Annotated in this window: 12 protein-coding genes; 8 read left to right on the top strand and 4 right to left on the bottom strand. The window is 60.3% G+C overall.

Annotated elements, in window-relative coordinates; genetic code table 11:
- Positions 1 to 83: 83 nt before the first annotated feature.
- The gene (locus tag DW645_RS04305; protein WP_070097113.1) at positions 84 to 647 is read right to left on the bottom strand and encodes a ferritin family protein; all 564 of its coding nucleotides are present in this window, start codon (positions 645 to 647) and stop codon (positions 84 to 86) included.
- Between the two features lie 253 nt (positions 648 to 900).
- Between DW645_RS04305 and DW645_RS04300 the strand changes: the two genes are divergently transcribed.
- From DW645_RS04300 to DW645_RS04275, 6 genes are all read left to right on the top strand, one after another.
- Entirely contained in the window at positions 901 to 2,121 is a 1,221-nt protein-coding gene (locus tag DW645_RS04300; RefSeq protein WP_118226446.1) for an iron-containing alcohol dehydrogenase, read from the top strand.
- An 8-nt stretch (positions 2,122 to 2,129) separates the two neighbouring features.
- Positions 2,130 to 3,509 (top strand): aldehyde dehydrogenase, encoded by a 1,380-nt coding sequence (locus DW645_RS04295; RefSeq protein ID WP_117786340.1) that lies wholly within the window; start codon positions 2,130 to 2,132, stop codon positions 3,507 to 3,509.
- A gap of 91 nt (positions 3,510 to 3,600) precedes the next feature.
- Complete coding sequence (locus tag DW645_RS04290) at positions 3,601 to 3,927, top strand: HIRAN domain-containing protein (protein WP_117786341.1); 327 nt, start codon at positions 3,601 to 3,603, stop codon at positions 3,925 to 3,927.
- A gap of 18 nt (positions 3,928 to 3,945) precedes the next feature.
- The gene (locus tag DW645_RS04285) at positions 3,946 to 4,125 is read left to right on the top strand and encodes a hypothetical protein (RefSeq protein WP_117647461.1); all 180 of its coding nucleotides are present in this window, start codon (positions 3,946 to 3,948) and stop codon (positions 4,123 to 4,125) included.
- A gap of 66 nt (positions 4,126 to 4,191) precedes the next feature.
- Complete coding sequence (locus DW645_RS04280; protein WP_233540612.1) at positions 4,192 to 4,737, top strand: metallophosphoesterase; 546 nt, start codon at positions 4,192 to 4,194, stop codon at positions 4,735 to 4,737.
- A gap of 138 nt (positions 4,738 to 4,875) precedes the next feature.
- Positions 4,876 to 6,633 (top strand): DUF2130 domain-containing protein, encoded by a 1,758-nt coding sequence (locus DW645_RS04275; RefSeq protein WP_118226444.1) that lies wholly within the window; start codon positions 4,876 to 4,878, stop codon positions 6,631 to 6,633.
- 79 nt (positions 6,634 to 6,712) lie between these two features.
- Here the strand turns inward: DW645_RS04275 and DW645_RS04270 are convergent, their stop codons facing one another.
- The 3 genes from DW645_RS04270 to DW645_RS04260 form a co-directional block, all read right to left on the bottom strand.
- The gene (locus tag DW645_RS04270; protein WP_117765956.1) at positions 6,713 to 9,394 is read right to left on the bottom strand and encodes an RNA helicase; all 2,682 of its coding nucleotides are present in this window, start codon (positions 9,392 to 9,394) and stop codon (positions 6,713 to 6,715) included.
- 311 nt (positions 9,395 to 9,705) lie between these two features.
- A complete protein-coding gene (locus DW645_RS04265; RefSeq protein ID WP_117765958.1) occupies positions 9,706 to 10,545 on the bottom strand; it encodes a tRNA (guanosine(46)-N(7))-methyltransferase TrmB in 840 nt (279 codons plus the stop codon).
- 112 nt (positions 10,546 to 10,657) lie between these two features.
- On the bottom strand, positions 10,658 to 11,530 hold the full coding sequence (locus DW645_RS04260; RefSeq protein ID WP_117765960.1) for a hypothetical protein: 873 nt from the start codon (positions 11,528 to 11,530) through the stop codon (positions 10,658 to 10,660).
- Between the two features lie 267 nt (positions 11,531 to 11,797).
- On the opposite strand from DW645_RS04260, the gene DW645_RS04255 reads away from it, so the two are divergent.
- Positions 11,798 to 12,514, top strand: coding sequence for a helix-turn-helix domain-containing protein (locus DW645_RS04255; protein WP_118226442.1), 717 nt, complete (start codon positions 11,798 to 11,800; stop codon positions 12,512 to 12,514).
- Positions 12,514 to 13,410, top strand: a complete 897-nt coding sequence (locus DW645_RS04250) for a DUF4097 family beta strand repeat-containing protein (protein WP_117842919.1) — start codon at positions 12,514 to 12,516, stop codon at positions 13,408 to 13,410. The genes DW645_RS04255 and DW645_RS04250 overlap by 1 nt, the downstream gene beginning before the upstream one ends.
- Positions 13,411 to 13,453: the final 43 nt, after the last annotated feature.

Here is a 13,453-nt window from a genome sequence, read left to right as displayed (position 1 = left end):
AACAAGTTCGTGAGTCACGAAAAAGGCCCGAACCATGCGGTCCGGGCCTCATCGAGCTAGAGATTATCTCTCAGGCGGCTGGCTTAGCCAAAGTAGCGCTTGAGCAGACCGGCGAAAGCCTTGCCGTGGCGAGCCTCGTCGCGAGCCATCTCGTGCACGGTGTCGTGGATGGCATCGAGGCCAGCGGCCTTGGCGCGCTTGGCAAGATCGGTCTTGCCGGCGGTGGCGCCATTCTCGGCCTCAACGCGCATCTCGAGGTTCTTCTTGGTGGAGTCGGTCACAACCTCGCCCAGGAGCTCGGCGAACTTGGCGGCATGCTCGGCCTCCTCGTGCGCAGCCTTCTCCCAGTACAGGCCGATCTCGGGATAGCCCTCGCGATGAGCGACGCGAGCCATGGCCAGGTACATACCGACCTCGGAGCACTCGCCCTCAAAGTTGGCGCGCAGGTCAGCAACGATGTCCTCGGAGACGCCCTCCATCTTGGCGACGCCCACGACGTGCTCGGCAGCCCACTCGAGCTGACCCTCCTCCTGCTTTAGGAAGCGAGAGCCGGGAACGCCGCACTGGGGGCACTTGAAATCCTCGGGCAGCTGGTCGCCGTCGAACTCTTCCACATAACCGCAAACGGGGCAAACAAACTTCATGATTCGATCCTTTCGATCGATGGCGATGGAGCGCTCGTCCGGTCCCGTAAGGGCCCTCTCCGGACGTGCGTCTTGACGAGTTCTATTATCCATAAATGCAACCAAATGTGAAGCCTATTAGGAATGATTTTTAATAAAAAATTTTAGGCATGTGAAGATGTTGATTGATTAACGATTGCCAGGCCGCTCGAGACCTCCGATGAGTACAATCGGTCGAGCAAATGTTGACCTATCAACAAATGAAGGAGTTTCCTTTATGCATCTAGCCCGTCGTGCCTGGTGCCGAACATATCAGACGGTTTTTCGCATCGCATTGCCGATCCTGCCCTATACCGAGCCGCGCATTTTGGAGCATGCCGAGGACGTGCCCGCGGTGCTTCAAAAGCGCTCGATACAGCGGGTTCTTATCGTGACGGATCCCGGTATTGCCCGTCTGGGGCTCACGGCGCCGCTCGAGACGGCGCTCGCGTCCAAGGGAATTGGCGTTACGGTCTATGCCGAAACGCGTGCGAACCCCACGGTCTCAAACGTGGAGGAAGCGGCGTCCCTGTATCGCGAGAGCGCCTGTCAGGCCATTATCGGCTTTGGCGGCGGCTCGGCCATGGACTGTGCCAAGGGCGTGGGCGCACGCATCGCACAGCCAAACAAGCCCATCAACAAGATGCGCGGCCTGCTGCGCGTTCATCGTCGCCTGCCGCTGCTCATCGCCGTTCCCACCACGGCAGGTACGGGTAGCGAGGTCACGCTCGCAGCGGTCATTACCGATGACGAGTCGCACTACAAGTACCCCATTAACGACTTTGTGCTTATCCCGCGCTTTGCGGTGCTCGACCCCGAGTTTACGCGCGGCCTGCCCGCCTCCATTACGGGGCAGACGGGCATGGATGCCCTGACGCATGCCGTCGAGGCCTTTATCGGCCGTAGCACCACGCCCTACACGCGCAAGATGGCGCGCCAGGCGGTGCAGCTCATCCACGACAATTTGCTCGAGGCCTATGAGTATGGCGACGACATACGTGCGCGTCGCAATATGCTTTCGGCGGCGTATAAGGCGGGCGTTGCGTTTACCCGCTCCTATGTGGGATACGTTCACGCCATCGCGCACAGTCTGGGCGGCCGATACGGGATTCCGCACGGCTTGGCCAACGCGATCATCCTGCCGCACATGCTCCGCGCTTATGGTGACGCCGCCGCCCCCAAGCTCGCCGATCTTGCTCGCATGGCGGGCATTGCGCCGGCTACCGCGCAGGACGGTCTTGCGGCCGAGGCCTTTATCGATTGGGTCGACCGCATGAACGTTGCCCTGGGTATCCCCAAATATGTGACAGGCATTCGCCGCTCCGACATTCCCGAAATGGCAACGCACGCCGATGCCGAGGCCAATCCCCTGTACCCCGTTCCGCTTTTAATGGACCGTTTGGAACTCGAGCATATGTACGAAGTTATCGCAGGTGGTATGTTTAAGGACGAGAACTAGGAGGGTCCATGAACACCGAGGAAATCGCGCGCATCGTTGCCGATCAGCGCGCCTATTTTAAGACGCACGCCACGTTTGATGTCGATGCTCGACGCCGCGCCCTCGTGCGCCTGCGCGAGGCGGTGCGGGCACACGAGATCGATATCGCCCATGCGCTCAAGACCGATTTGGGAAAGTCGCATGACGAGGCCTATATGTGCGAGATCGGCACCTCGCTTTCCGAGATTCGTCATCAGATCGCTCACGTGGCTCGATGGAGTCGTCCGCGCCTGCGTCTGTGTGACCTTGCCAATGCCGTGAGCGTGTGCAAAACGCAAGCCGTGCCCTATGGCGTCACACTCATTATGGCGCCCTGGAACTACCCGTTTTTGCTGACGCTCGAGCCACTCGCCGGCGCCCTTGCCGCGGGTAATACTGTGGTCATCAAGCCGAGCGCCTATGCTCCGGCATCGAGTGCGGTGCTCAAGCAAATCTGTGAAGAGGCATTTGATCCGCGCCTGGTGATGGTTGTCGAGGGCGGGCGGGCCGAAAACGAGGCGCTGCTCGATGAGCGCTGGGACAAGATCTTCTTTACCGGTAGCGTTCCGGTCGGCAAGCTCGTCATGGAGCGCGCAAGTAAAAACCTTACGCCCGTGACGCTTGAGCTGGGCGGAAAGAGTCCCTGCATTGTGGATGCGACGGCAAACTTGAAGGTTGCGGCACGGCGTATCGCCTTTGGTAAATGGCTCAACGTGGGACAGACCTGCGTGGCGCCCGACTACCTGCTGGTCGATACGAGCGTGCACGACGAGCTGCTGGGCCTCATCAAGGAGGAGGTCCGCCGTATGTTTGGCGAGCATCCGCTCGATAACGAGGACTACGGGCATATCGTCAACGCCAAGCATTTCGTGCGCGTACGCGGGCTGATCGACTCCGATAAGGTTGTGCTGGGAGGTACCGCGCGCGAGACTTCGCTCAAGATCGAGCCGACGATTTTGGACGGCGTGTCCCCCGATGACGCCGTGATGCAGGAGGAAGTCTTCGGTCCCATCTTGCCGGTGCTGACGTTTGAGAGCCTAGACGAGGCCGAGACGTTTATTACGGATCGTCCGACGCCGCTGGCCCTGTATATCTTTAGCCAGGACCGTGCGGCTCAGCAGCGCTTTGTGCGCTACGTGCCCTTTGGCGGCGGCTGCGTCAACGACACCATCATGCATTTGGCTACGAGCCATATGGGCTTTGGCGGCATGGGTGCGAGCGGTATGGGGCAGTACCATGGACGCGAGAGCTTCGATACGTTTAGCCACAAGAAGAGCATCGTGAACAAGGCAACGTGGTTGGACGTGCCATTCCGCTATGCCCCTTATGCAAGCTGGAAGCACAAGTTCGTGCGCATGTTTGTGCATTAGAATCAGATAAGGATGAATTTATGTCCGCACGGGCCCGTAGACTTCTCGATAAGGTTGAGTGCCGGGTATCCCGGCCGTTAGAGGAGCTGCTATGTACGAGCCTTCACGTGTTCTTCTGTCGTTTCACATTGCGGGATTTCAGTATGCCGACGGCGCCTTGGTCTTGGGCGATCTTAAAGCGGGCGATAAACTGACGCTGCGTGCCGAACGTGATAATCCTCACGACCCTGAGGCGGTTGCGATCTATTATGGCAAGACCAAGCTTGGCTATGTTCCGGGAGACGAGGTTGGCCCGCTGTCCTTGATGATGTATTACGGGCATGAGGACGTATTTGAAGCCCGTGTGCAGCAGGTTGCTCCCGAGCGCAGCCCGTGGCATCAGGTGCGCGTTGGCCTCTATGTGGTGGATGCCCGCTAGTCGGCAATGGAGGCGGTCATGGTTGATGACGACGACCTGTTCGATCTGACAGACGATCCGTTTGAGTGGGATATGCTGCTCGATGACGATGAGTTGGAGCAGGACCGGAAGAAGCGGCAGGACAAGAACGCCCAGGGTGACGCGTCGAAAAAGAAAGACAAACGCCGCCGAGGTCCGTTCGGTGGGCTCTTTGGCTAACCGACGCGCCAAAGCGTCTGTATACTAGGCACGTGTTAGACACGTTGCGAAATGAGGATACAGACGATGATGTGGTTTACCGCCGACCTGCACCTGGGCGATACGAATATCTTGCACGATATGGATCGGCCGTTTGATTCGGTCGAGGAGATGAACCGCAAGGTCATCGATGCCATCAATAAGTGCGTGGCGACGGACGACCGTCTCTACATTTTGGGTGACTTTACCTATCGTTTGCCCCTGGCGGAGGCAGTGCGCCTGCGCGAGCGTATCAAATGCCAGAACGTGGCGCTCATTCGTGGCAACCATGACGGCGATTGGGAAGATCCGGACGCGCCGCACATTTGGGATGAGGTGCGCGATTACCTGGAGGTTGCCCCGGGCTATGCCAAGGGCCATCGTCTGGTGATGAGCCACTACCCCATGCTCAGCTGGAATGGCAAGGCGCGCGGTGCCATCATGCTGCACGGACATATCCACAGCAGGGGAGACCGCGTCAACGCGCGCAACCGCGATCGCGAGCGCCCTATTTACCGCTACGATGTGGGCCTCGACGCCAACAACTACAAGCCCGTAAGCCGAGACCAGATCCTGAATTTCTTTGGCCTGTAGCTCGCAAACCGCCACAAAGGGGACAGTCGCCTTTGTGGTGGTTCTGGCGCCGTTGCCATTATGGCGGCGGCGTCTTTTTTGTCCGTGCGGCGCGGTAGAGTGTAGGCGGTTGAAATTTGCGTCCATCGAGGAGCTGCCATGAACGAGATCAAGTGCCCGCATTGCGGCGAAGTGTTTAAGGGCGATGCGTCCGGCTATGCAGATATCGTCAAACAGGTGCGCGATGCCGAGTTCTCGCGCGATCTTGATGAGCGTGTGAAGGCGGTCCAGCGCGAGGGCGAGCAGGCGCTGGAGCTTGAGCGTTCGCGTTCGACGGCTGCCTTGCAAAAGGCAGAGTCTCAGCGCGACGCTGAGCTCGTAGAGCAGAAGAACGCTGCGGCTCAACAGCTGGCGCAAGAAGTCGCCAAGCGCGATGCCGAGCTAGCCGAGCTGCGCGCCAAGCTCGAAGGCGCTACTGCAGAGCGCGAGAGTGCAAGCCAGCGCGCGGCGGTTGAGGCCCGCGCCGATGCTCAAAAGGAGAATGCCGAACTGCAGCGCGAGATCGACAACCTGCGTGCGCAGTTGGGGCGCAAAGATGATGAAGCCAAGCTTGCCGAGGCAGCGGCACGCAATGCTGCTCAAAACGACCTGTCCGCACGTGATGCCCAGATTGCCGAGCTGCAAGCCAGGCTCGCCGCGGCGGACAAGGCCCAGGAGATGGCGCTTGCTGCTGCTGCGGCCGAATCGCAGCGTGAGCTCGAGGCCGCTCGCAGCGAGGCCGAACGTACGCTTGCTGACTATCGCGCGAAGGTTCAGGAGAAGTTTTCCGTCGCAAAGGCTCAGTCCGAGCAGGAGGCCGAGGGTCTGCGTGCTCAGCTGCGCGAACAGGAACTGACGGCCAAGATGAACCTATCGGAGGCGGTCGCCGCGGCGGAGCGTGAGCGTGACGAGGCCCGCGCCAAGCTCACGAGTGAGCTGGCGGTGCGCGATTCACGCGAGGAGCAGGCCAAGGCGGCACACGAGCTCGAACTTGCGCAGACCAAGCGCGCGAACGAGGAACTGATTCGCTACAAGGATGAAGAGATTGAGCGCCTTAAGGACATGAAGGTCCGCCTGTCCACCAAGATGGTGGGCGAGTCGCTCGAGCAGCACTGCGAGACCGAGTTTAATCGTCTGCGCATGACGGCGTTTCCCAACGCGTACTTCGAGAAAGATAACGATGCGTCCGAGGGCACCAAGGGCGACTTTATCTTCCGCGAGTGCGACGCGAGCGGCAACGAGATCATTTCGATCATGTTCGAGATGAAAAACGAGAACGACGAGACCGCGACCAAACACAAGAACGAGGATTTCTTTAAGAAACTCGATCACGATCGCCGCCAGAAAGGCTGCGAGTATGCGGTGCTCTGCACCCTGCTGGAGCCCGAGAGTGACCTCTATAACGCGGGTATCGTCGACGTGAGTTACCGCTATGAGAAGATGTACGTGATCCGCCCGCAGTTCTTCATCCCCGTGATTACGCTCCTTCGCAACGCCGCTATGGGTTCGCTTCGCTATAAGCAGGAACTGGCGGAGTACAAACAGCAGAATATCGATGTCACGAACTTCGAAGCCAAGATGGAGAAGTTCAAGGATGGCTTCTCGCGCAACTACAACCTGGCGAGCAAGCAATTCGAGTCGGCAATCAAGGAGATCGATGCCGCCATTAAGCAGCTCGAGAAGACCAAGGACGACTTGCGCCGCAGCACCGAGAACCTACGCTTGGCCCACAACAAGGCCGATGAGCTTACCATTCGCAAGCTCACATGGGGCAACAAGACCATGAAGGCAGCGTTTGACGAGGCGCGCGAGGCTGCGCCAGAGACAAACGAGGAGCCAGCCGAGGCGGATTCGTATGAGGTCGAGGATGCCGAGTAAGGCATAGCGGATAGTGAAAAAGCGGGGCTGCTGGCGATGTTGCCAACAGCCCCGCTTCGTTTCGTCCCAATATGCTTGGCTAATCCTCGAGCAAATCCTCGATAAAACCGACGCGGTAGTTCTTGAAGATGACCTCGCCACCGTCTTGCGTGGCGTCCAGATCGACATCGCCCATGATGCCAAAGTCGTGGTCGCCGTCCTCGTCGGCAAAAATCTGGTGCACGTGCCACACGTGGAGCGCCTTCTCGTCGGACTCGTCGATCGAGAACATAGCAGAGGAGCGCGCGTCGCCGTCGGTGAGAATCTCCTCGTGCTGCTCGTGGTAAGCGTCGAGTGCTTTTTGCCAGCGGATCTCGCTCATGCCCCAGTCGTCGTCGAGTTCGCCCAGGTCGCGCACATGCTCGCGGGCGGCAAGAGTCACGCGGCGGAAGAGCGCGTTGCGCACCAACAGCGTGCAGCCGCGACGGTCCGCCACGACCTCGTCGATGCCCTGCGGCGGCGTGGCGTCGAGGGCTGCCGGGTTGCCAGCGTTCTCCCACTCGTCTACCAAGCTCGAGTCGACCGAGCGCACCACAAAGCCCAGCCACGAGATAATGTCGCGCAGGCGCTCGTCGCGCTTCTCGATGGGTACGGTGCGGTCGAGCGAACGGTAAGCCTCTGCCAGGTAGCGCAGCAAAATGCCCTCGGAGCGGGCGATGCCGAGCTTTTGAATGTAGCCCTTAAAATCGCTCGCGCTCTCCAGCATATCGCGCAGAACGCTCTTGGGAGAGAGTTGGTAGTCGTTTGCCCAGGGTACTTCCTGGCAGTACTTGTCAAAGGCGGCGTCGAGCAGGTCCTCAAGCGGCTTTTCGTACGTGACGTCCTGAATACGCTCCAGGCGCTCCTCATACTCGATGCCGTCGGCCTTCATCTCGGCCATAGCGCGATCGCGCGCGGCACGCTCCTGTGCGCGCAGCACCTGTTTGGGGTCCTCGAGCGTGGCCTCGACCATCGAGATCAGATCCATGGTATAGGTCTCGCTCTCGGGATCGAGCAGCTCCAGCGCGGCAAGCAAAAACGGTGAGAGCGGCTGGTCGAGCGCAAAGTCCTCGGGCAGGTCGACCGTCAGCGCGTAGTCGATGTCCGGCGCGGCATCAGCCGGAGCGTCGGGTGCGGGCGGTACCTCGGTGCGCACGACGACGCCGGAGTCGATGAGCGTGGCGAAGATTTCGTCGGCGCGAACCTCGAGCTTAGCCTTTTCTTCGGGAGTCTGCAGGCTCGTCTCGATGAGGTCGTGTACGCGGGCGCGGGCGTCGCCGCCCTGCTCGACCACGCTAATCACCATGGAGTGTGTGATGCGAAGGCGCGGCTTGAGCGTTTCGGGCTGCGTCTCGATCAGGCGCTCAAAGGTCTGCTTGTTCCAGGTGACAAAGCCCTCGGGGGCCTTCTTCTTTTTAATCTTGCGGAGCTTCTTGGGGTCGTCGCCCGCCTTGGCCATGAGCTTGGCGTTCTCGATCTCGTGCTCGGGTGCCTCGGCAATCACCATGCCCTCGGTATCGAAGCCCGAGCGGCCGGCGCGACCGGCAATCTGATGAAACTCGCGGGCGCGCAGACGACGCATCTTGTAGCCGTCGAACTTGGTGAGCGCGGTGAGCACCACGGTATGGATGGGCACGTTGATACCGACGCCGAGCGTATCGGTGCCGCAGATGACGGGCAACAGGCCCTGTTGTGCCAAGCGCTCGACCAGCAGACGATAGCGCGGCAACATGCCAGCATGGTGCACGCCGACGCCGCATCCGAGCAAGCGCTTAAGAATCTTGCCAAAGGCCGTCGAGAAGCTCGTGCCCTTGGCCGCCTCCTTGATGGCCCCACGCTGCTCCTTGCTGGCAATACCAAAGTTGGCGAGGGATTGCGCCGTCGCAAGTGCGGCGTCCTGGCTAAAGTGCACGATGTAGAGCGGGGCCTCGCCGCGGCGCATTGCGAGCTCGACCGTGCCCTCGAGGGAGGTCGTCACGTAGTCGTAGCTCAGCGGCACGGGGCGTGGGGCATCGACGACCAGATCGCACGCGGCGCCGGTGTGCTCCTCGAGTGAGGCGGCGATCGCGGTGACATCGCCGAGCGTGGCGCTCATGAGCATGAATTGTGTGTGAGGCAGGGTGAGCAGCGGTACCTGCCAGGCCCAACCGCGATCGGGGTCGGCAAAGTAGTGGAACTCGTCCATGGCGACGCAGCCCACATCGGCATCTTCGCCCTCGCGCAGTGCGTCGTTAGCAAGGATCTCTGCCGTGCAGCAGATGACGGGCGCTTTAGTATTGATATGCGTGTCGCCGGTGATCATACCGACGTTATCGCGGCCGAGCACCTGTACCAGGTCGAAGAACTTTTCGCTGACCAAGGCTTTGATGGGGGCCGTGTAATAGCAGCGCTTGCCCTGCGCCATGCCCATAAAGAGCATGCCCAGCGCGACGAGCGATTTGCCCGATCCGGTCGGTGTGCCCAAAATGACGTGATCGCCGGCAGCCAGGTCCATGAGGGCCTCTTCTTGGTGATCCCACAGCTCGATGCCGCGGTCGCTCGTCCATTCAAAGAAGCGTTCGAAGGCCTGATCGGCCGTGAGCCACGGTTCGGGCTCACTGCCGTCTTCGGGCTCCCACCAGGTGGGGGAGAGCGCGCCGAGCGAGCCGAACTCGGCCTCGGTTCCCGTGCCGCCCGAGAATGAGCTGGCGGCGCCGGCGCCCGAGACGGTGCTGGCGGCGGTATCTGTCGTGGTCTGTGCCATGTGTGGTTGCTTTCTCTCGCGATTGTCCGCCAACTATTATGGCGTAGCGGCGGCGCGGGGTGCCAGCGCGCGAGAAAATGCAGGAAATGGGCGTTCTGCCCAGCCGTTTGGTGCAGTAGCCAGCTAAGTGAGTAGACTTTTTGCGATATCGCGAGCACATGGCTTTTGCGCAAGGGCTCTACCTGCGGTTTTAGTTTTCGCTATGCGGGTTGTGCTTGGCTATTGCTAAATAGTCTACTCACTTAGGTTTGAGGACCGTTCGCTGGCGCTTATTTGCGCTTGTTTGCCGATGCCGCGACCATCAGAAGCCCCTAGGACTCCTGCGGTAAGCGCTTCTTGCCCTTGCGGGCGCGGTTTCTAAAGTTCTCGACGGCTTCTTCCATGCCCAGAGGCACATAGGTGAGCTCATCGAGGTTATCGGGCAGGTAGCAGGCAAGACTTTGCTCCTGCATGTGACCCGCCGTGAGCACATCGTCACTGGGATGTGCGCCGGGTGTGGCGCAAATGCCATAGACGACGGCACCCATCTCGCGCGTGCGGCGCTCGTATTCGGTCTCGGGGTGCTCGGGATGGTCGCGGCGGACGTCGTCGCTTACCCAAAGCGTGTCGTAGCCTGCCGCAGCAAACTGCCCCAAGGCGTAGTCGCGCAATGGCTTACTGTCGGTTCGCAGTGTGACGGTGGCACCGGCTGAAAAGAGCGGACGGTACAGCATTAGGTGGTCGACATGGACGAGTCGCTTTTTGGCGTACTTGGCCTTGGGCTGCGGCGTGGGAAAGTTGATGGTGATGGCATCGAGCTCGCCTGCGGCAAATAGCTGCGACAGCGATGCGGCACCTCGGGGCAGGACGAGTGCGTTGGACAGCCCCTGCTCGCAGATTTTCTGTGCGGCATAGGCGATGCAGATGGGCTCCTGGTCCATACCGATAAAGAGCGTGTCGGGCTCGTGGGCCGCGCGCTCTACAAGGTACGTTCCCTTGCCACAGCCAAGGTCCAGGTGAAGGTGTTCGAAAGGCTTGCTGCCTGCGGGCGCACAGGCCTTGCGCCAATCTCCGGCATAGGCCTCGGGGTTCGTCTCAATCGCATCGGCATAGCGCTCCAAGCGCTCCTCGAGCACAAAGTTCTTAGGGGTGCGAGCGTGGACGGCTCCCATGAGGCTCCTTGGTCATAAGTATGGAACGCATGGCTGCGCGTTCCGGCGATGGGTTAGAAGGGGGCGATTTGCCCGAACGCTGCGGTGCGGCTCGGCGGCGAGTCGTCGGTGCCTACAGACGCTTGAGAATCACATAGCGGTTGAGCTCGCCGCTGCGACCGTCGGCGTGGAAACGCTCGAGCTCGCGTACGGGAACCTCGCCGCTCTTGTAGAACGTACGGACGCCGCGCACCAAGTCGGTGATCTGCTGATCGTCAAAGTGATGGCAATAGCGGTAGGCGTGGCGGTCGTTTTGCCAGCCAATGAGGTGGTCGCCGGCTTCAAACTGCGCGGAATCGTAACCCTCAAACGGCGGGGTGAGCTCGGCGCGGGCTTCGGCTCGAACGGCCTTGCGCGCCATGCGCTCGTCATTCATAAACTCCCAAAAGCTGATGGCGATGATGCCGCCCGGGTGCGTCTGGCGCACCAGGGCGTCGAGCACGCGTACGCGGTACTCGCATGACGGCACGTGGTGCATAAAGCCAAAGCAGACCGAGATGTCGGCGAGCGGGGCGTCGAAAAGCACGTCGGGTGTCTCGGCGGGGTTGAGCTTCATGAGGGCGTCGAGCACGTCGAGTTCCTGGAAGTGCAGGTTGGGAATGCGCAGGGCGTGGCCGTGGGCGTCTATTGCCAGATCTTGGCACGAGTCGACACCATAGAACTCAAACGGGCAGCTGGCATCTGCCGAGGGGTTTGCGCCGTCGACGCCCTTGGCGGCAAGTGCCCCGCCGGCGGCAAAGTTCTCGAATCGCATATTGCCGCAGGCAAGGTCGAAGACGCGGACGGGATGCTCGATCGTGGCCACATCGAGCTGATCAAGCGCGATGTCCATGGTGCGCACCCAGCCGGGCCACGGGGCCTGGCGCGTATCGGAAAAGGAAGCGGAGTGCTCGCGATAGAACGTATTGTTGAGCTGGATGAGCGATGATGCGAAATCGCGGTTCACGGCGCGGAACTCCCTCCGTTGGCGGTGCGGAATAAACAGTACGACCATACTACCGTTAACGCCGCAACGGGGACAACCGAGCTGCGGGTCATTGCTTTGTTTGGACACATTTCCGCAGCTCATATGCGCCCGCAACCTCCGGTTGTCAAAAATCTCACTAGAATAGGTGGCATGCTTTTGGCGGTGGCGGATAGATTTTTAACTGTGCAAGGCGCCTTAAGAACAAAAACGGTCCGGCGGCACGGCTGGCATCGCATAGGAGGAACCATGAATGTAGAAACTGCTCAGCGGCTCGCCGACCTTCGCCGCAGCAAGGGCTTTAGCCAAGAAGGATTGGCGCGAAAGCTGGGACTGTCGCGCCAGGCGGTCAGTAAATGGGAGCGCGCGGAGAGCTCGCCTGATACCGAGAACCTGATCTCGCTTGCCAAGCTCTATGGTGTGAGTCTGGACGAGCTACTCAATCCGAGCGACGAGATCGAGGACGATATCGAGTTTGAGAACGAGGACCGTGCTCGCCAGCGCGAGGCCGAGGCGGCCGAGCGCGCCCGTACCCACGAGGCGGCAGCGCGCGCTACCGAGGCGGCAACACAGGCGAGTGATGCTGCGGCCAAGGCGGCGCAAGCTGCAAGTTGGAGCGCACAGGCGGCTAACGCCGCGACGGCGCAAGCGACGAGCGCTGGCGCGGTCAATCCGACTCCAGTGAAAGGTCCGTTCCAGTCGTTTCCGTATTGGGCCGTGTGCTGGCTGCTGTTCTTTTTACTGATGTTCCTGTTTGGTGGTGCCCCCTTTGCCGCACTGATCTTCTTTACGATCCCCATCTATCACTGGGTGGCGCGTGCGCTCGACGGCGATTGGGCGCGCGGGAATATTCAGGTTGGTCCGGCGCCGGTGGCATCCAGGGCTCAGGATGATTCCCCTGCGGTTGATACCGACGTGGCTACCGCGACCCCCGTTGATCCGAGCGCCAAAGAAGGTGATGAATAATGAAACTCTCGCATGAATCGAAGGTGCGTCTGGGCGTTGGCATCGGAGCGTTTGTGCTTATTGTTGGGCTTGTCTTTGGCGCTTCGCGGACATGGATTCATTTTGATGGTCCGTGGGATCTCGGCACTATTGCATCCGGCTTGTCCGGTAGGGACGATGCGGTTGACGCCGATGTTTTGAACGATGGCGGTAAGTATTCCGCTCAGCCTCAGCAGCTTTCGAGCACGACTTTTGATGCCGATGAGTTCCGCTACCTCGATTTCGATATCAATGCGGCTTCGGTGGACGTCAAGGTTGTTGATGGCAACAAGGCTCGCGTTATCGAGCGGGGGCGCGTTGCCGAGGGTATGGATGCCTCCAAGGCCGCGACGCAAAACATCGCATCCGTCGAGGACTCGACGCTCAAGGTTTCCCAGTTTGGAAGTGACGACGGTAAGGCAATCGATCGCTCAGTTACGGTCGAGCTGCCGCGCCGTGTTGCCGAACATCTGAAGGGAGTCAACGCGCACGTGGGCTCGGGCGATCTGCAGATTGCCGGTGTCATCTGTGATGGTTTCGACCTTTTCCTGGGTGCGGGAGATGTAGAGTTTACGGGCAGCGTGACTGATGCGCTCAGCGCTGAGGTCGGTTCGGGCGATGTGACGTTCGAGCTTTACCAGGCCCCCGCGAAGTCGATGGACGTGAGTGTGGGCTCGGGCGATGTGGAGATGACGGTTCCGAACTCGACGGGCTTTAAGGCGAGCCTCACCTTGGGCAGCGGCGACTTCGAGAGCGATTTCCTTCCGCTTGACTACGACGGCGAGACCATTTTGAATCTTGAATTCGATAACGGCGATAAGTCTGCTACGTATCGTTTTGAGGTCGGTTCGGGCGACATGTCGTTTGATCCGGAGTGACATGCGGTTTTCGGAGATCGGTGCATATAGGCATGCTCTTTGA

The sequence above is a fragment of the Collinsella sp. AM23-17 genome, from assembly GCF_003470945.1.
GTDB lineage: Bacteria > Actinomycetota > Coriobacteriia > Coriobacteriales > Coriobacteriaceae > Collinsella > Collinsella aerofaciens_O.
Note: the sequence above shows the minus strand (reverse complement) of the source record. Positions and strands in the feature narration are given on the sequence as shown.